This window comes from Marinobacter sp. (genome assembly GCF_965229985.1).
Taxonomy (GTDB): domain Bacteria; phylum Pseudomonadota; class Gammaproteobacteria; order Pseudomonadales; family Oleiphilaceae; genus Marinobacter.
This window is the reverse complement of sequence record NZ_OZ245935.1, coordinates 3,780,030-3,798,396: the sequence shown is the minus strand read 5'-3', so window position 1 is coordinate 3,798,396 and position 18,367 is coordinate 3,780,030. Positions and strand designations below refer to the sequence as shown.

The window sequence follows — 18,367 nt, the reverse complement described above, 5'->3', positions numbered from 1 at the left end:
CTCATACCATGACTTCTCTGGCATCTGAACGTAGCTGGCTGCTGGACCCCAGCGTGCTGAAACTGGTTCACCAGTGCCGCCGCCTGATTCACACGGAATTCGGCGTCAAACTGCACCTAACGGAAGAGCATCTCGAACAGCAACTGGCCGATTACGCGCGAAAAACCCGCTCCAGCCAGTTGACCCGCACCTGGGAAACCCTGAAGGACCAGGTTCCACAGCTGAATATCGAACCCGAGGAAGAAGACGACGGTTTCAAGCGTAACTATCGAGGCCAGGTGATTGCGGATGCTCCAACGGCATCAGCAGAGGACCACGAGGCGGGAGAGATAGACCCGCCACGGAAGAAGAAGGTCATCTACCGTGGCCAGGTGGTTGGCTGACCAGCCTTACGCCTGGCCAACCAGATTGGCTAGAGATTAGAAGGACTTGCTAACCTCGATGGACGCACTCCAGGCGCTGAGCTCGTATTTGCCCTTGAAGTAGCTTGGGTCTTCGACGCCCGGGGCCAGATTGGCTACTTCGTCCGGGTTGCTGTGCTGGTAGTTGCGCTCTGTGAACGCTGGATCATCCGTAAACAGCAGTGTTCCTACTGCCGCGTCAAGCGTCCACCCACTCTGCGCATCCTTCCACTGGGCACCTAATGTCAGCCAATGCCGGTCGCTGGACGGGATACGTGCGGTAAGATACTCGTCGACAGGCGACTCGTCCCAAGCATAGCCTGCTTTCAGAGCCCATTCCGGCGTTGCCTGCCAAATCCCGCCAAGATTGAATTGCCAGGTATTTTGCCACTTTTCAGTCACATGACTAAGAATGGCACCCTCCTGTGGAGCCGCCGTAATCTGACCATTCGCTTCTCTACTGACAATGTCCAACTCCTCGAAACGACTCCATTTAGCGTAAGTCGCACCTGCAAGAAGCGTTACTTGATCAGAAAGATTATGCCGAATGCCAAAGGTTGCGCTCTCTGGAATAGCCAGTGGCACTCTGACTTTTTCCGACAGCGTAGTGGTCTGACCGGGCACTCCGGGAACCGGGAAATTGGAAATCGTCGCATTGCCTTTCAAATCAAGTTCGGTTCCAGTCTGGGCACTCAACCCAATTTGGGTTTTATCAGAGAGCTCGTACAGGAAACCAACTCTGAACGTCGCTCCGATATCATCACCCTCAATGTCGGCGTAAGGATCCTGATAACCACTCACTGCCTGCCGTGCTGCCTGGTCTGCCTGTGCGGGACTTGCACCCTGACCAATGGCTGCAGCAAATGCACTTGGATAAACCTGGGCTGCCAAGTCCTGATACCGGGTAAGGCGACCCTCTGCATATATCAGGTTGATACCCACACCCATGGAAAGGCCATTCCCATTAGTTACTGAGATCGAGGGAGTGAAGGCAATGGCTGTCAATTCGGTTTCGTCAGCAAAAAAACGCCCAACGAAGTCATCGTTGTAGTCCGCAGCCAGGCCATAGGGTGCATGGATTCCAAACCCCACGTCTATGGATTCATTGACTTCGTGAGTCATGTAAAAATTCGGCAAAACAGCTGGACCCGCAATATCGCCGCCCAGCGAGCCATCGGCCATAACCGCATTTTGACCCGGCAGATTGCGACGCGCTTCAGCTTCCTTGGCCTCGGCATCAATATCCAGAACCGCAGCACCAAACGAAATATTTGTGCCCGACAACTGGCTCATGCCGGCGGGGTTAAAAAGAACCGTGGTCGCGCTTTCGGGGTTGGCGGCGGCACCGGCGTTAGCGGTGCCCATCGCACTGGCGCTCTGCTCATTGAGGGAGAAGCCGCCTGCCAGGCTAGAGGCAGGTGCGGCGAGCGCCGCGAGGGTGGTAAGACGTACAGCTCGTGCAAGCGTTGAGGAACGGTGGTGCATGGTATCTCCTTATTGAATCGCGCGGAGTATACGCACCACCCCTTACTGGCCTCAAATGCCATCCCTAACGGTTCGGGGCCCTAACTTTCTACGACCAACGTCTTATGCTGATCCGGTACTCAGTCATCCTGAATGGAAAGCTTGTCGACGGAAGACGAGAGCTTGTCGGCTCCCTGGGCGTCAGCACCCAGCTTGATCATCAGGCGCAGATCGTTGGCGGAATCTGCGTGAGCCAGGGCATCCTCGTAGGTAATCGAACCCTCCGCATACAGGTGATAAAGCGCCTGGTCAAAGGTCTGCATACCGGATTCGTTGGATTTGGACATCAGCTCTTTCAGCCGATGCACCTCGCCCTTCCGGATCAGGTCCGATACCAGCGGGGTATTGATTAGCACCTCGATAACCGCCTTACGGCCCTTGCCATCTGGCGTTGGCACCAGCTGCTGAGCCACGATCGCCTTGAGGTTCAGGGACAGGTCCATCCAGATCTGGTTGTGCTGTTCCGGCGGGAAGAACTGGATGATCCGGTCCAACGCCTGGTTGGCGTTGTTGGCGTGCAGGGTCGCCAGACACAGGTGACCGGTCTCGGCGAATTGCACGGAATATTCCATGGTCTGCCGGGTACGAACCTCACCGATCAGAATAACGTCTGGTGCCTGGCGCAGGGTGTTCTTCAGCGCTACTTCGAAGCTCTCGGTATCGATGCCCACCTCGCGCTGGGTGACGATACAACCCTGATGCTGGTGCACGAATTCGATCGGGTCTTCGATGGAAATGATGTGGCCACGGCTGTTGCGGTTACGATGCCCGAGCATGGCCGCCAGGGACGTAGACTTACCGGTACCGGTAGCGCCCACGAACATGATCAGGCCACGCTTGGTCATGGCCAGTTCCTTGATCACCTCCGGCAACGACAGATCGTCGATTTGCGGGATCTTTACCTCGATCCGGCGCAGCACCATGCCACACAGGTTACGCTGGAAGAATGCGGACACCCGGAACCGGCCAATGCCCCGGGCACTGATCGCAAAGTTACACTCGTGGGTCTCCTCAAACTCGGCGCGCTGCTTGTCATTCATCGAGCCGTAAACAAACTCCCTGGTCTGCTCCGGCGTCAACGCGTTCTTGGTAACCGGGAGCACTTTCCCGTTCACCTTCATGCTCGGTGGCACACCCGCTGTAATAAACAGGTCTGAACCGCCTTTTTCCACCATCAGCCGTAACAGTTTTTCGAATTCCATTTTTTGTACCCAGCCTTCATCGTTTGGTGCCTGGGCGGGGCGGGTACAGCTTCCCGGGACACGCTGTGAATACGTCCATGTACGCTTGACTGCAGCATCCATGCTGCAGACAGTCCCGGGAAGCTGTACCCGCCCCACCCGTCAAACCATATTCGGGGAGTCTGACTGATTCCCCTTTGCTCCCGGCACCGATAATTCAGCTTCAGGAGCAAACTAGATTAAAAGTTGTCAGGCATCTTGGCCTTGGCCCGCGCCGCTTCGCGGGAAATGAGCCCTTTCTGCAGCAGCCGCTCAAGGCACTGATCCAATGTCTGCATGCCCAGGGAGCCGCCAGTCTGGATCGACGAGTACATCTGGGCGATCTTGTCTTCCCGGATCAGGTTCCGGATCGCAGACGTGCCAATCATGATCTCGTGCGCCGCAATCCGGCCGCCGCCCATTTTCTTCATCAGGGTCTGGGAAATAACGGCCTGCAGGGATTCCGACAGCATCGACCGCACCATGGACTTTTCCTCTGCCGGGAAAACATCAACAACCCGGTCAATGGTCTTGGCAGCGGAGGTGGTGTGCAGGGTGCCGAACACAAGGTGGCCCGTTTCGGCTGCCGTCAGCGCGAGGCGGATGGTCTCGAGATCCCGGAGCTCACCAACCAGGATGATGTCGGGGTCTTCCCGCAGGGCCGAACGCAACGCTTCGTTGAAGCCCAGGGTATCGCGATGAACTTCCCGCTGGTTCACCAGGCATTTTTTGGAGTCGTGGACGAATTCGATGGGGTCTTCAATGGTAAGAACGTGTTCATAGCGGGTGTCGTTGATGTAATCGATCATCGCCGCCAGCGTGGTGGACTTACCGGAGCCGGTCGGGCCGGTCACCAGTACCAGTCCTCGGGGCACTGAAGACACATCCTTGAACACCTGGCCCATACCCAGGTCTTCCATGGTCAGAACCTTGGAGGGGATTGTCCGGAACACCGCACCGGCGCCACGGTTCTGGTTAAAGGCGTTGACACGGAAACGGGCGACACCCGGAACTTCAAAAGAGAAGTCGGTTTCCAGGAATTCTTCGTAGTCCTTGCGCTGCTTGTCGTTCATGATGTCGTAGATCAGCCCGTGGACTTCTTTGTGCTCCATGGGCGGCAGGTTGATGCGGCGCACATCACCATCAACACGAATCATCGGGGGCAGACCGGCAGAGAGGTGCAAGTCAGACGCACCCTGTTTCGCCGAAAAGGCAAGCAGTTCAGTAATATCCATAGGAATCCTCGGAAGGCTTTTCTTTTATCCCGGTAGCTTCCGCCCGGCGGGGTCCCGGCGCGGTTCACTTGGCATTTCAGTGACCTGCGGGTAACGTGTCACCGTACAAGTGACAGACCGAGCGTGGCAATCTCACACTATGAGCAGCATAGCAGACAACATCGGGAGCGTAACCCGACGCATACAAAAAGCAACATTGCAGGCCGGGCGGGAGCCGGGAGCTGTGCATCTGCTCGCCGTGAGTAAAACCCGCCCACCCGAAGATCTCCGGGAAGCCTTCGCCGCCGGGCAGCGTGCCTTCGGTGAGAACTACCTTCAAGAAGCGCTGGAAAAGATCGAGGCGCTGTCTGATCTTGACGGACTGGAATGGCATTTCATCGGGCCGATCCAGTCGAACAAGACGCGACAGATGGCCTCCGCCTTTTCCTGGGTGCACAGCGTCGACCGCCTCAAGATTGCCCGTCGCCTGAGCGAACAGCGTGATCCTGCGCTGCCGCCATTGAATATCTGTCTTCAGGTCAATATTAATGAGGAAGAGAGCAAATCCGGCTGCACTCTGGATGAATTGCCAGATCTGGTGGCAGAAATCGGCGAATTGCCGAACCTCAGCTTGCGAGGCCTGATGGCCATTCCGGATCCGGATCAGCCCGAAGCAGGATTGAGAGCCAGTTTCCGGAAACTTGCCAATACTCTGAAACAGCTGCGGTCAGACCATCCCGACGCCGGCCCACTCGACACACTGTCGATAGGCATGTCCGGCGATCTGGAAGTCGCGATTGCGGAAGGCGCCACCTGGGTACGGGTCGGCACCGCCCTATTCGGCAAACGCCCAGTAAAGAGCTGAACCGGCCGGTTCCTGCTATGATCAGGGCCGGACGTTTAAACGATCAACCGGGGAGTTAACCTTGAGCACATCACCAACCATTTCTTTTATTGGCGCCGGCAACATGGCCAGCGCCATCATTGGCGGTATGCTGGATAACGGCTATCAGGCCGGCAATATCTGGGTCAGCGCGCCGGATGACGCGCACCTGCAAACGATCCGCAAGCGTTTCGGCGTGAGCGTAACCACAGACAACCGCTACTGCGCCGAGCAGGCCGACATGGTGGTTCTTGCGGTGAAACCCCAGGTGATGGCGGATGTCTGTCGCGACATTGCACCAGTGGTTCAGAACACCCGCCCTCTTATGGTATCCATCGCCGCCGGTCTGACAGCCGATACCCTCGATGGCTGGCTTGGCGGCGGCTTGCCCATGGTTCGGGTGATGCCCAACACGCCGTCTCTGGTCGGCAAGGGGGCTGCAGGCCTTTTCGCCAACAAAGAGGTGAAAGACAAACAAAAGAAAATGGTGGAATCGGTGTTCGAAAGCATCGGTTCAGCGCTTTGGGTTGAGGACGAAAACCTTCTGCACGGTGTGACAGCGCTCTCCGGCAGTGGCCCGGCCTATTTCTTCCTGATGCTCGAAGCGCTGGAAGAGGCCGCGACCGAAGCCGGCATTGCCGCTGGAACCGCAAGAGAGCTGGCTATCCAGACCATGGCAGGAGCCGCCGAAATGGCCGCCCGAAGCGAGCACGACCCCGGCCAGCTCAAGCGTAACGTGATGTCTCCCGGCGGAACTACCGAACAGGCCATCAATACCTTTGAGGAAGGTGGCATGCGCGATCTGGTGTCCAAAGCCTACAAGGCAGCATTCAAGCGCTCGGAAGAAATGGCCAAAGAACTGGCAGGCAAACAGTAACCGATAACGGAGACACGGCTTCATGCTGGCAGACATTCTGATTACCATCCTGCTGATCGCATCCACCTTCTACATGACCATTGTACTGCTCCGGTTCCTGCTTCAACTGGCCCGGGCAGATTTCTACAACCCGATCTCCCAGTTCGTGGTCAAGGCCACCAATTCGCCGCTGCGTCCATTGCGTCGCTTCATCCCCGGCTGGGGCGGCGTGGATGGCGCTTCGCTGGTGCTTGCGGTGATCATCCAGGGTATCACCTTCTTCCTGATACTGGTTGCCCTGAACGGTGGCATCCCCGCCGTGAATCCGATCACCTTACTGGTCTGGGCCGTTCTGAACGTGCTGGACCTGATCGTAAAAATCTACTTCTGGTCAGTTATTGCGGTGGTGGTCGTCAGCTGGATCGCCCCCGGCAGCGGCCACCCAGCGATTCAGTTGGTCGCCCAGATCACTGAGCCGGTGATGCGCCCAGTGCGCAATATCATGCCCTCCATGGGCGGCCTGGATCTGTCACCCATCATTGTGTTCCTGATTCTGAACGTTATCTCGGTGGTGATTGAGCACATGAAAATGGCTGCCGGCCTTGGCTCCATCGGGCTGGGTATGTAAACCCCGTCTCAAATATACACTTTGTAACACTTAGCCACGAAATCCATAATTCCCGGGCTGCAAACTCAGACCACTGATTTTGCAGCCTTTTTTATTGTAACCCCTCGGTTTCGCCCGATCTCTTCACCGTAGCTCTGCCGCAAACATAGATAGAACAGGATAGTATTAACGGTAATTAATCCGTCACCCGTGAGCACCCCGTTTTGACCGGGATACCCGGAAGTCGCGCAGAAGGAAAATCCGATGAACCAACAGGGAACTCTGTCGCAGCAGGTAGAGGCTTATCACAACTGGAAAAAAGAGCTGATCCGACAGATCGGCCGATACCGGCTGTGGCTGCAGGATAACAATCTGTTTTCCGACGATGTCAGCACCCGCATTCGCCATGGACTGGAGCTGCTGATCGAAGATGAGCTCACCATTGCGTTTGTCGGCGAATACTCCCGCGGAAAAACCGAGCTGATAAACGCCCTGTTCTTCTCCGAGTACGGCCAGCGCATGCTGCCTTCGCAGGCAGGGCGCACCACCATGTGCCCCACGGAGCTGTTCTTCGATCGCAGCGCCAACCAGAACTACCTGCTCCTGTTGCCCATTGAAACCCGTAACGGCGATCTGTCCCTGCAGCAATTGCGCAAACAGCCGGAACGATGGGTGAAGCATGAACTGGATGAGCGCGACCCGGAAATCATGCGGGAGGTGCTGGCCGAGGTCGCACGGGTGAAGAGCGTACCGCCGGAGGAGGCACGAAAGCTCGGCTTCGACGAGGATATGCTGGAGCATGACCGCAATAATCCCGGCAACGTTCTGGTGCCAGCCTGGCGTAATGCCCAGATCAGCATTCGTCACCCTCTTTTCGAGCGTGGTTTGCGCATCCTCGACACTCCGGGCCTGAATGCCCTGGGTTCAGAACCGGAACTGACCATCAGCATGCTGCCCCGCGCCCATGCCGTAATTTTTGTGCTCAGCGCCGACACCGGTGTGACCGCCAGCGACATGACCATCTGGAAGGAACATATCGACACCCAGCACGCAGATCATCGGGCTGGCCGCTTTGCCGTGCTGAACAAGATCGATGTGCTCTGGGACGACCTGCAGGGGGAACGCCACACCATCGAAGCCATTGAGCGGGTGCGCGGCTATACCGCCGATCACCTTGGCATGCGCCAGCATGATGTGATCCCGGTTTCCGCCAAACAGGGACTGGTTGCAAGGGTCAGGAAAGATAGTGACCTGTTTGACCGCTCCAATATCGGCCAGCTCGAGCAGCTGATTATCCAGCGCATCCTGATGCACAAGGAGCAGCTGATCACCCAGAGCCTGATCAACGACCTTCTGGGCATGCTCCAGAACAGCCAGGCGGCGATGCAATATCGCCTGGAATCCCTGGAAGAGGAACTCCAGGCCTGCGCCGGCGTCACCATGGACAAGGCAGCCCTTGGCCGCCTGGCAGAACGCGCCCAGAAAGACTACGACTTCTACTACAAAAAGCTGATTACTCTGCGTTCGAGCCGGCGCCTGATGGACTCCCAGGGCGAATTACTGAAAAAACTGGTGAGTGAAGACCGCTTCGAAGCCCACGCTGAACGTGTCCGTAACAGCATGTCGAAAAGCTGGACGACCGCCGGTATGAACCGCGCCATGGACCAATTCTTCGAACTGCTTGAAAGCGACCTGACCAACCTGCTGAGCGAAGGGCACCTGGCCGAGAAAATGGTAGGCGCTATTTACCGTCGCTATAACGAGGACAACCGTGCCCGTCATCTCGAGCCCATCCCGCTCCGGGCCGGTCGCCATGTGATCGCCATCCGTGAGTTGCGCAAAAAAGCCCGACGCTTCCGTATCAGCCCGAAAAACCTGCTGACAGAGCAGTCGGTTCTGGTTCGCCGTTTTTTCAACGTCATGGTGGGCGAAGCACGCACCCTGCACGCCCGTGTGCGCCACGACGTTGAACGCTGGCCATCCGAGGCCCTGCTGCCGATCATGCAATATTCCATGGAGCAGAAGCAGCTGCTGGAACACCAGATCCGTCGCCTTCGCGACATGGTCCGCAATGACAAGGACAGCCGAACCGAGCGCCTGCGCCTTACCAACACCATTTCCGATCTACGCAAACAGCTGGAACTGGCCGACGCCATGCAGCGCCAGATCCGCAAGCCGGCCCCCACCCTGATCCAACAAAAAGTGGTAAATATCTCCGGCGCTGTGTAAGCGCCGCGAGAGCGACCATTCAGGCGGTTGCAGCCATCACGCCCCGGCTTTAAACTGCTGGGCTGGTGATGGCTTTGTCATTGCTTTTCCAGACACTTACGGATCGAACCAGGAACCATTCGCGCCGATGCCTGATACCCTGCCTGCGGATTCTGTCGGGATTGTCTCCCCGCAGACCTATCATTTCGACGCTCCCATCGATCTGGCCTGCGGCCAGACCCTGGAAAACTATGACCTGGTGGTGGAAACCTACGGCACCCTGAATGCCGAGGCCAGTAACGCGGTTCTTATCTGCCACGCCCTGAGCGGGCACCACCACGCCGCCGGCTACCATTCCGCCGAAGACCGCAAGCCTGGCTGGTGGGACAGCTGCATTGGCCCCGGCAAACCCATCGATACCGATCGTTTTTTTGTTGTCAGCCTTAACAATCTGGGCGGCTGTCATGGCAGCACCGGCCCCAACAGCCTCAACCCCGAAACCGGAAAACCCTTCGGCCCGGAGTTCCCGGTAATCACTGTGGGAGACTGGGTGAAGAGCCAGGCGCTGCTGGCAGACCGGCTCGGCATCCAGTGCTGGGCGGCCGTTGTTGGCGGATCCCTCGGCGGCATGCAGGCCCTGCAGTGGAGCCTGGACTATCCCGACCGCCTGAAGCATGCCGTGGTGATTGCCTCCACCCCCCGGCTCACTGCCCAGAATATTGCCTTCAATGAGGTAGCACGGCAGGCCATCACCTCCGACCGGGAGTTTCACGACGGTCGCTATTACGACTTCGATACCGTTCCACGGCGTGGCCTTATGCTGGCACGGATGGTCGGCCACATCACGTATCTATCCGATGCATCCATGGGCGAAAAATTCGGCCGCGAACTTCGCGATCAGGCCTACAAGTTTGGTTATGACGCGGAATTCCAGGTTGAGAGCTACCTTCGCTATCAGGGCGAGCGATTTTCAGAGTCTTTCGACGCCAATACCTATCTGCTGATGACCCGAGCGCTGGACTACTTCGATCCGGCCTATGAGTTTGGCGGGGACCTTTCCAAGGCACTGGCGGCCGCCAGTTGCGAATACCTGGTGTTGTCGTTCAGCACCGACTGGCGTTTCACACCCGCCCGCTCGGAAGAAATGGTCAACGCCATGATTGCCGCCCGCCGAAAGGTCAGCTATGCCGAGGTGGATGCTCCCTGGGGGCACGACGCGTTCCTGATTCCGACCCCGAGATACACCGACATTTTCAACGCCTACATGGACCGAGTGGCCCGGGAGGTCGGCGCATGAGACCGGATCTCGAAATCATCCAGCAGTGGGTTCAGCCCGGTCATCACGTCCTGGACCTGGGCTGCGGCGACGGCACCCTGCTCGACTTCCTCCAGAGGGAGCGGGGCGCCAGTGGCTTCGGTCTGGAAATCAACCCGGACCATATCACCACCTGCATGGGCCGCGGGGTGGCGGTTATCGAGCAGAACCTGGATACCCAGGGGTTGGGTAACTTTGATGACGGCAGCTTCGATATCGTTCTGATGACCCAGGCGCTTCAAGCGGTCCGGCGCCCCGACAAGGTGCTGGACGAAATGCTCCGGGTTGGCAGCGAAGGCATCGTAACTTTCCCGAACTTTGCCCACTGGCGACTGCGCTGGGGACTGACTTTGAGCGGGCGTATGCCCGAATCCGAGGCGCTGCCGTATAAATGGTATAACACACCTAACATAAGGCTGTGCACCTTCAAGGATTTTGAGGCTCTGTGCCGGCAGAAAGGCATCAGGATCAAAAGCCGTCGGGTGGTAGACGGCCAGCATCAGAACAGCTGGTTGGCGCGCCTGTGGCCGAATTTGTTGGGTGAAATTGCCATTTACCGAATCACACGGGAGACCTAGCAATGATCGCAAAAACCTTTTCCGCATTCCGCAACCTGCTGGCAATTGCTCTCATCGGCCTGTGTAGCCTTCAAGCACAGGCTGGCTCCAAAGATTTCGGCGAGTACAAAGTGCTCTGGAGCGTGCTGCCCAGTACATTCCTGGACCCGGAAGTCGCCAAGGCGAACAATCTTCAACGCAGCAAGGGCATCGGTATCGTCAATATTTCCATCATGAAGGAAAACGAAGACGGCTCCATGTCGCCGGTCAGCGGCCAGGTAGAAGGCAAGGTTTCCAACGATGTCCAACAGGTACGCTTTCTGGCATTTCGCCGGATTCAGGAAGGTGACTCCGTGTATTTTATTGCCGAGTACCAGTATTCTTCCGGCGAGCTGATGACCTTCAATATCACCGCCCGCCCTACCGGACACCGGCAAGACCTGGCGGTGCGGTTTGCTCACACACTGTTCAGCGATTAAGCCTATATGACCAACCGACTTGTCATCGCCAGCAATAATAAAGGGAAAATCGCCGAGCTGACCGAGCTGCTGTCACCTCTGGGCATGACGCCGGTTGCCCAGGGTGAACTGGGCGTCGGTGAAGCCGAGGAGCCGGCGGTGACCTTTGTCGAAAATGCGATCCTCAAGGCCCGCCATGCCGCCTGGGAAACCGGGCTCCCGGCCCTGGCAGACGACAGCGGTCTGGCGGTGGATGCACTCGAAGGCCGCCCCGGCGTCCGTTCCGCCCGCTTTGCCGGCGAGGCGGCGACCGACCAGGACAACGTGAACGCCCTGCTGGACGCCATGGCCGGCGTTCCAGATGGGCACCGGGGCGCCCAGTTTCACTGCGTGCTGGTATACCTCCGTCACCCAGACGACCCAACCCCCATTATCTGCCATGGCCGCTGGCCGGGCTCGATCCTCAGATCACCCCAGGGCGATGGCGGTTTTGGTTATGACCCGGTATTCCTTGTTCCTGAGCATGGCTGCAGCGCGGCCAAACTGTCCCGCTCCGAGAAAAGCAGCATCAGCCACCGCGGACGAGCCCTGAAAATTCTAATGGAACAGCTGAAGGCCGAGGCCTGACCCCGTTGAACGACGCTGAGACCGCGAAAGATCGACAGCCAGCGGCGGTTCGGCCGCCACTGAGTCTCTATATTCACGTGCCATGGTGCGTGCGGAAGTGCCCCTACTGTGATTTCAACTCCCACGCCTTTACCGGGGCCATCCCCGAGTCCGCCTATCTGGAGGCACTACTCGAAGACCTCGACCAGGACCTGGCCTTTGCCACCGACCGGCCGATAGAAACCGTGTTCATTGGCGGCGGCACTCCCTCCCTGATGAGCGGAGAATTCTATGATCGGCTGTTCCGGGAATTACAGGCAAGACTCAACTTTGAGGCAGATGCCGAGATCACTCTGGAAGCCAACCCGGGAACGCTTGAAACCGGCCGCTTCGAAGCCTTCCGGAAGGCGGGCATCAACCGCCTGTCCATCGGCGTGCAGAGCTTTAACGCCGATCACCTGAAAGCCCTGGGCCGAATTCATGACGCCGATGCCGCTCACCGCGCGATACGCACCGCTCGCCGAGCCGGCTTCGACAATTTCAACGTCGACCTGATGCACGGCCTACCGGGCCAGACTCCAGAGCAGGCCCTTGAGGACATCCAGACCGCCCTGGACTACGAGCCGCCTCACCTGTCCTGGTATCAGTTGACCCTCGAGCCCAATACTGAATTTTACAGTCGGCCTCCAGACCTGCCGGACGACGATCATCTCTGGGACATCTATCGACGCGGCTCAGACTTGCTGCACAATCAGGGATACCAGGATTACGAAGTTTCGGCCTGGAGCCTCCGCGGAAAGGCCTCTCGCCATAATCTGAACTACTGGACTTTCGGGGACTATCTGGCCCTCGGGGCCGGCGCCCACGGCAAGATCAGTCTGGCCGACGGCAGCATCAGGCGCTACTGGAAAACCCGCCAACCCGAAGCCTACCTGCAAAGGATCGGGAGCCGTACCGCTGGCACAGACGCCATAGCCGCGGAAGATTTACCCCTGGAGTTCCTGATGAACGCCCTCAGGCTCAAAGAAGGAGTGGATGAAAGCCTTTTTTCTGAACGAACGGGTTTACCCCTGACAACAGTTGGGGTAAAACTTGAACAACTGCGAAATGAAAAGCTGATGGTGATCGATCGGCTCCAGGCCACTGACTTGGGCCAGAGATACCTGAACAGCCTGTTGGAGCGTTTTCTGTAATGGACCCTGCACACGGAGTGGCGGCCTTTCCGAAAAGCCTGAAAGCCAGCCTGGTGGTGGCTGCCGTGCTGCTGTTCGCCTTGCTTATGGTCAACCAGCCACTACAGACCGCCTCCGCGCCCCAGGGTATCGTCAGCTATCAACTGGCCGGCACCGCGGATCAGGCCCACGCCATTTTTCGCAGCTGGGGAAGCGAAGGGGTTGCCTGGGCGAAGGTTTCACTGTGGCTGGACTTCCTGTTCATCCCGGCTTACATGCTCGCCCTCATAAATCTCACACGGCATTTCACCCGTGACCGGCCCGGTATTCGTGAGCGAATGGGAGCCCGATGGGTACGGGCCCTGTTCGCGACCGCCGGCCTCAGTGATGGCGCAGAGAACATCCTGTTGCTGAATAATTTCAATCCACCCACCGATGAAGTGAGCCTCTCCGCAACCCTGTGCGCGCTGATCAAGTTCACGGCGCTCACGCTCGGAATTGCAGGATTGGTGATTATCCGCGCGTCCCGGCGCCACCCTCTGGCCCATCACTAGGACCCTCTCACCGGTTATCAGTTGGTCCGGTAAAACAACAGGTCCCAGACGCCATGCCCCAGGGTTTCACCGCGCTTTTCAAACTTGGTAATCGGACGGTCGTCAGGGCGCGGTGAATACCCCCCGGACTCCTGGGTGTTAGCAAAGCCTTCAGACTCGCTCATCACCTCGAGCATGTGCTCGGCGTAATTCTCCCAGTCGGTCGCCAAGTGCAGGATGCCACCCACTCTCAGCTTGTGACGAACCCGCTGGACAAACTCGTGTTGAATCAGGCGGCGCTTGTGATGCTTTTTCTTGTGCCAGGGATCGGGGAAGAACACCATCACCCGGTCCAGACAGGCGTCCGGGAGGCAAAGATCAATGACATCGTTGGCGTCTATGCTGTAGATGCGGACGTTCTCCAGGCCCCGATCCTCAATCTCCTTGAGCAATGCGCCAACACCGGGCTGATGAACCTCAACACCAATAAAATCCTGCTCGGGAGCCGCTTCGGCCATTTCAGCCAGGGACCGGCCCATACCAAAACCGATTTCCAGGTTGAGCATGTTGTCCCGGCCAAAGACCTCGCGTGGATCAATCATTCCATCCTCACGGGTCAGGCCGTATTTCGGCCAGCTACGCTCAAACGCCTTCTTCTGGCCCTCTGTCATTCGGCCCTGGCGCAAAACGAAGCTGCGAACGCCACGGCGGGTGGTTACCGGCGATTCGGCGGCGATATCCTGGGAGTTTTGCGGTTCTTTATGGTCTGTCATCTGCAATCCTTAACCGCAGGCAGCGGGTCTGTTTAACGGTATTTGCCAACAGTTTACCAGAGTGTCCTCGCTCAGGCGGAGACCACCGAGTTACGACCCTGTTGTCGATCCAGCTGCCGGTAGCCCAGTGCTTCAACCAAATGGCTCTGGCGAAGCTCTTCGCAGCCTTCCAGATCTGCAAGTGTTCGGGCAACTCGCAATATGCGGTGTAATGCACGGGCCGAAAGTCCCAGCTTTTCCATGGCACCGGTGAGCAACTGCTCTCCCTCGCGATCCAGCCTGCAAGCGGCCTGCAGTTCACGCCCGGATAAGGCGGCATTCAGACAACCCCGCTCTGATTGCCGGGCTCTGGCAATCAGGACACGTTCCCGGACCGCGGCACTGGTTTCACCATCCCCGCCCTGCTGCATCAGTACGTCGCCGCCCTGCACAGGCACTTCAACGTGCAGGTCAAACCTGTCCAGAAGCGGGCCGGAAATTTTCGATCGGTAACGGGCAACCTGTTGCGGCGTGCACTGACACTCGATGGTGGGATGACCACTATAACCACAGGGGCAAGGGTTCATTGCGCCCACCACCTGAAATCGCGCTGGAAAATTCACCTGCCGCGCCGCGCGGCTGATCGAGATCTCACCGGTTTCCATCGGCTCCCGCAACACCTCCAGAACCCGACGTTCGAACTCTGGCAATTCATCCAGGAAAAGTACGCCCCGATGAGCCAGGGAGATTTCCCCGGGCCTCGGGCTGCTGCCCCCGCCCACCAGGGCAACAGCCGATGCGGTATGATGAGGCGATCGGAAGGGCGGTTCCCGCCAGCCCCCGGGACGAATAGGAAGCCCGGCCACCGAATGCACGCTGGCGACTTCCATGGCAGCAGCATCATCCAGCCCCGGAAGAATACCGGGTAACCGACTGGCGAGCATACTCTTGCCGGTTCCCGGTGGGCCGAAGAACAGCAGATTGTGACTACCTGCCGCTGCCACCTCCAATGCCCTGCGGGGAACCCGCTGGCCGCGGACATCGGACAGATCCGGCACCTCCCCCTTGTTGCCCGGCGGCTCTTGCAGCGAAGATTTGGGCACTGGCACCAGACGGGCGCGGCCACTCAGGTGCTCACACACCGCCAACAGGTGACCGGCGGCCAATACGTCACCCTGGCTGGCCAGGGCCGCTTCCTCGGCATTCCCGTGCGGAACCAGCAAACTCCGCTGATCCTCCCGGGCGGCAAGCACAGCCGGCAATACACCCTTGAGCGGCCTCAATGCACCATCAAGGGACAATTCGCCAAGAAATTCGCAATCGGAAAGACTGTCCACCGGAATCTGGCCCGAAGCCGCCAGGATGCCCAGGGCAATGGGCAAATCAAACCGGCCGCCCTCTTTGGGCAGATCAGCAGGCGCGAGATTGATGGTAATTCTGCGAGCGGGAAATTCGAAGCCTGCGTTGAGAAGGGCGCTTCGAACACGCTCCTTGCTTTCTCTGACACCGGTTTCTGGCAGCCCTACGATCGAGAGCGCAGGCAGCCCGCCTGAGAGATGAACTTCAACAGTAACGGCGGGGGCGGACACGCCAATGGTGGCGCGAGAGTGAACGATAGCGAGCATGACAACCTTCCATGGTGGTGACCGGAAATGCTTGCCCGGCATCCTGCCGGGCGTGTCCGGGATTTATTGTTTCTGCAGGGAATTTTCCAGCTCGGCCACCCGCTTCTCGAGCGCGTCGACCTTTTCACGGGTCTTCAGCAGGACTGCCTGCTGGGCGTCAAACTCCTCCCGGGTTACCAACTCCAGGCGAGACAGAACGGCCATCACGGTGGCCCGGGCCTGGGTTTCAAAATCTTCCCGTGCAGCGCGGGCCATGTCGGGAACAATCTGGCCGAACTGGCCCTGCAGCTGGGAAAAAATATCCTGTGGACCTTTCACACGTCACCTCACAAATTCCTGAAATATCCGGCTTCGACTAAAAGACAGGGCCGGTTGCCGGTTAGCGGGAGTGTATCACACCGCAGCCCCTGCCATACTGTAGGTGGTCGACCCTATAATAAGTGGCGAAGGGCCAGGGAGCTCGCTCCAAATTGGCTCACTGGCCGGCTACCCGCTCTATTTTGGTGCACAAGTTTGCGCCATTCTGGTACGCGGATATTGTAGCCTATTGTTTTTAAAATATTTTTTTGCGTTGGCATACACGATGCTAAAGCTCTCGTACGCAATCCGCACAATTGGTGTGCGAGGTGGCAGCATCCCGAGCTCAACAACCGGCCGACGGGCCCTCACTGTTGAGACGGCTTTACCAAGGAGAAAGCAATGAAACTTGTGACAGCGATCATCAAGCCTTTCAAGTTGGATGATGTCCGTGAGGCACTATCCGAGATTGGCGTACAAGGCGTAACCGTCACTGAAGTCAAAGGCTTCGGTCGGCAAAAAGGCCACACAGAACTCTATCGTGGCGCGGAATACGTGGTGGATTTCCTGCCCAAGGTGAAGGTGGAAGTTGCGATCGGCGACAACCTTCTGGACCAGGTTATCGAGTCCATCACCAAGGCGGCGAACACCGGCAAGATCGGTGACGGCAAGATCTTCGTGACTGAACTGGCTCAAGCCATCCGGATCCGGACTGGCGAAACCGGCGAAGAAGCGGTCTGAACCAGCTCTGATTTTTCGATCAGCCAACGCAAAAAAATTTATAACCTGAAAAGCCTCGTGCGGAGGGCTTCATATGGAAAGCAATCTTAATCACATCTTTGAACTCCAGTATGCGCTGGATACCTTTTACTTCCTGATTTGCGGTGCCCTGGTCATGTGGATGGCCGCTGGCTTTGCCATGCTGGAAGCCGGCCTGGTGCGTGCCAAGAACACCACCGAAATCCTGACCAAGAACGTGGCCCTGTTTGCGGTCGCCTGTACCATGTACCTGATTGTCGGCTACGACATCATGTACGACGGCGGTATCTTCCTGAGCGGTGTAACAACTGTTGCCGAGATGGACGACGCAGCGATTGCGGGCGTTATTGCAGCCTCCACTGAAGCCGGCTTCGGCGACATGGGCGAATACAGCGGCGCTTCTGACTTCTTCTTCCAGGTTGTCTTCGTTGCAACCGCCATGTCCATCGTCTCCGGTGCTGTGGCTGAGCGTATGAAACTCTGGGCCTTCCTGGGCTTCGCCGTTGTTATGTGTGGTTTCATCTACCCGATGCAGGGTTCCTGGACCTGGAACGGTGACGCGGTATTTGGCATGTACGAGCTGAGCTACAGCGACTACGCCGGTTCCGGTATCGTTCACATGGCCGGTGCAGCAGCTGCCCTCGCTGGCGTGATCCTCCTCGGTGCCCGTAAAGGCAAGTACGGCGCCAAAGGCGAGATCCGCGCCTTCCCAGGTGCCAACTTGCCCCTGGCAACGCTTGGTACCTTCATCCTGTGGATGGGCTGGTTCGGCTTCAACGGCGGCTCTACCCTGAAGCTGGGCGGCATCGGTGTCGCCAACGAAGTTGCCAACGTGTTCCTGAACACCAACGCAGCTGCCGCCGGTGGCCTGATTGCTGCCCTGATCGTGGCACGTCTGATGTTCGGCAAAGCCGACCTGACCATGGCCCTGAACGGTGCCTTGGCTGGCCTGGTTGCCATCACTGCCGAGCCGGCGGACCCTTCTCCCCTGCTGGCCACCATCATCGGCGCCATCGGCGGCACCCTGGTTGTATTCTCCATCGTGACCATGGACAAGCTGCGCATTGACGATCCGGTCGGTGCCATCTCTGTACACGGTGTTGTGGGTATCTGGGGTATCTTCGCGGTCCTCCTGTCCGACGCAGACGCAACCTTCATGGGTCAGCTGGTCGGCATGCTCACCATCTTCGTCTGGGTATTTGTTACCAGCCTGATCGTCTGGAGCATCCTGAAGGCCGTCATGGGCATCAGGGTTTCCGAGGAAGACGAGTACGAAGGTGTGGATCTATCCGAGTGCGGCATGGAAGCCTATCCGGAGTTTGTCAGCGGCAAGCAGTAATCGCTGATACGGGTAACGAAAAAGGGGCGCCATCCGGCGCC

The 18,367-nt window shown here is 58.1% G+C and carries 19 protein-coding genes; 13 read left to right on the top strand and 6 right to left on the bottom strand.

Features of this window, described 5'->3' with window-relative positions; all coding sequences use genetic code 11:
• Positions 1 to 8: 8 nt before the first annotated feature.
• Positions 9 to 383: a hypothetical protein gene (locus ACO06L_RS17370; RefSeq protein WP_064228487.1), complete on the top strand. Its 375-nt coding sequence runs from the start codon at positions 9 to 11 to the stop codon at positions 381 to 383.
• A gap of 36 nt (positions 384 to 419) precedes the next feature.
• Here the strand turns inward: ACO06L_RS17370 and ACO06L_RS17365 are convergent, their stop codons facing one another.
• The 3 genes from ACO06L_RS17365 to ACO06L_RS17355 form a co-directional block, all read right to left on the bottom strand.
• Entirely contained in the window at positions 420 to 1,886 is a 1,467-nt protein-coding gene (locus tag ACO06L_RS17365) for an OmpP1/FadL family transporter (RefSeq protein ID WP_202347949.1), read from the bottom strand.
• 119 nt (positions 1,887 to 2,005) lie between these two features.
• A complete protein-coding gene (locus tag ACO06L_RS17360) occupies positions 2,006 to 3,127 on the bottom strand; it encodes a PilT/PilU family type 4a pilus ATPase (protein WP_064228402.1) in 1,122 nt (373 codons plus the stop codon).
• 218 nt (positions 3,128 to 3,345) lie between these two features.
• Entirely contained in the window at positions 3,346 to 4,380 is a 1,035-nt protein-coding gene (locus ACO06L_RS17355) for a type IV pilus twitching motility protein PilT (protein ID WP_008174189.1), read from the bottom strand.
• Between the two features lie 139 nt (positions 4,381 to 4,519).
• On the opposite strand from ACO06L_RS17355, the gene ACO06L_RS17350 reads away from it, so the two are divergent.
• From ACO06L_RS17350 to ACO06L_RS17305, 10 genes are all read left to right on the top strand, one after another.
• A complete protein-coding gene (locus tag ACO06L_RS17350) occupies positions 4,520 to 5,224 on the top strand; it encodes a YggS family pyridoxal phosphate-dependent enzyme (RefSeq protein WP_202347950.1) in 705 nt (234 codons plus the stop codon).
• 61 nt (positions 5,225 to 5,285) lie between these two features.
• A complete protein-coding gene (gene proC, locus ACO06L_RS17345; RefSeq protein ID WP_064228404.1) occupies positions 5,286 to 6,119 on the top strand; it encodes a pyrroline-5-carboxylate reductase in 834 nt (277 codons plus the stop codon).
• 22 nt (positions 6,120 to 6,141) lie between these two features.
• Positions 6,142 to 6,726: a YggT family protein gene (locus ACO06L_RS17340; RefSeq protein WP_202347951.1), complete on the top strand. Its 585-nt coding sequence runs from the start codon at positions 6,142 to 6,144 to the stop codon at positions 6,724 to 6,726.
• Positions 6,727 to 6,969: 243 nt separating this feature from the next.
• Positions 6,970 to 8,934, top strand: coding sequence for a dynamin family protein (locus ACO06L_RS17335; protein ID WP_202347952.1), 1,965 nt, complete (start codon positions 6,970 to 6,972; stop codon positions 8,932 to 8,934).
• A gap of 127 nt (positions 8,935 to 9,061) precedes the next feature.
• Entirely contained in the window at positions 9,062 to 10,210 is a 1,149-nt protein-coding gene (gene metX, locus ACO06L_RS17330) for a homoserine O-succinyltransferase MetX (RefSeq protein ID WP_064228407.1), read from the top strand.
• Positions 10,207 to 10,806 carry a methionine biosynthesis protein MetW gene (gene metW / locus ACO06L_RS17325; RefSeq protein WP_064228408.1) on the top strand — a complete coding sequence of 200 codons (600 nt, stop codon included), beginning with the start codon at positions 10,207 to 10,209 and terminating at the stop codon, positions 10,804 to 10,806. The genes metX and metW overlap by 4 nt, the downstream gene beginning before the upstream one ends.
• 2 nt (positions 10,807 to 10,808) lie before the next feature.
• Complete coding sequence (locus ACO06L_RS17320) at positions 10,809 to 11,264, top strand: DUF4426 domain-containing protein (protein ID WP_202347953.1); 456 nt, start codon at positions 10,809 to 10,811, stop codon at positions 11,262 to 11,264.
• A gap of 6 nt (positions 11,265 to 11,270) precedes the next feature.
• Positions 11,271 to 11,870 (top strand): RdgB/HAM1 family non-canonical purine NTP pyrophosphatase, encoded by a 600-nt coding sequence (gene rdgB / locus ACO06L_RS17315; RefSeq protein ID WP_202347954.1) that lies wholly within the window; start codon positions 11,271 to 11,273, stop codon positions 11,868 to 11,870.
• Between the two features lie 5 nt (positions 11,871 to 11,875).
• Positions 11,876 to 13,042 (top strand): radical SAM family heme chaperone HemW, encoded by a 1,167-nt coding sequence (hemW, locus tag ACO06L_RS17310; RefSeq protein ID WP_227716041.1) that lies wholly within the window; start codon positions 11,876 to 11,878, stop codon positions 13,040 to 13,042.
• Entirely contained in the window at positions 13,042 to 13,575 is a 534-nt protein-coding gene (locus ACO06L_RS17305) for a hypothetical protein (RefSeq protein WP_202347955.1), read from the top strand. The genes hemW and ACO06L_RS17305 overlap by 1 nt, the downstream gene beginning before the upstream one ends.
• A gap of 17 nt (positions 13,576 to 13,592) precedes the next feature.
• Here ACO06L_RS17305 and trmB read toward each other — a convergent pair whose 3' ends face one another.
• The 3 genes from trmB to ACO06L_RS17290 form a co-directional block, all read right to left on the bottom strand.
• Positions 13,593 to 14,327, bottom strand: coding sequence for a tRNA (guanosine(46)-N7)-methyltransferase TrmB (gene trmB / locus ACO06L_RS17300; protein WP_202347956.1), 735 nt, complete (start codon positions 14,325 to 14,327; stop codon positions 13,593 to 13,595).
• Positions 14,328 to 14,398: 71 nt separating this feature from the next.
• Entirely contained in the window at positions 14,399 to 15,931 is a 1,533-nt protein-coding gene (locus ACO06L_RS17295) for a YifB family Mg chelatase-like AAA ATPase (RefSeq protein ID WP_202347957.1), read from the bottom strand.
• Positions 15,932 to 15,994: 63 nt separating this feature from the next.
• Positions 15,995 to 16,249: an accessory factor UbiK family protein gene (locus ACO06L_RS17290; RefSeq protein ID WP_202347958.1), complete on the bottom strand. Its 255-nt coding sequence runs from the start codon at positions 16,247 to 16,249 to the stop codon at positions 15,995 to 15,997.
• 381 nt (positions 16,250 to 16,630) lie between these two features.
• On the opposite strand from ACO06L_RS17290, the gene glnK reads away from it, so the two are divergent.
• Both glnK and ACO06L_RS17280 read left to right on the top strand, forming a co-directional pair.
• Positions 16,631 to 16,969, top strand: a complete 339-nt coding sequence (gene glnK / locus ACO06L_RS17285; protein ID WP_008173268.1) for a P-II family nitrogen regulator — start codon at positions 16,631 to 16,633, stop codon at positions 16,967 to 16,969.
• 73 nt (positions 16,970 to 17,042) lie between these two features.
• On the top strand, positions 17,043 to 18,326 hold the full coding sequence (locus ACO06L_RS17280) for an ammonium transporter (protein ID WP_202347959.1): 1,284 nt from the start codon (positions 17,043 to 17,045) through the stop codon (positions 18,324 to 18,326).
• Positions 18,327 to 18,367: the final 41 nt, after the last annotated feature.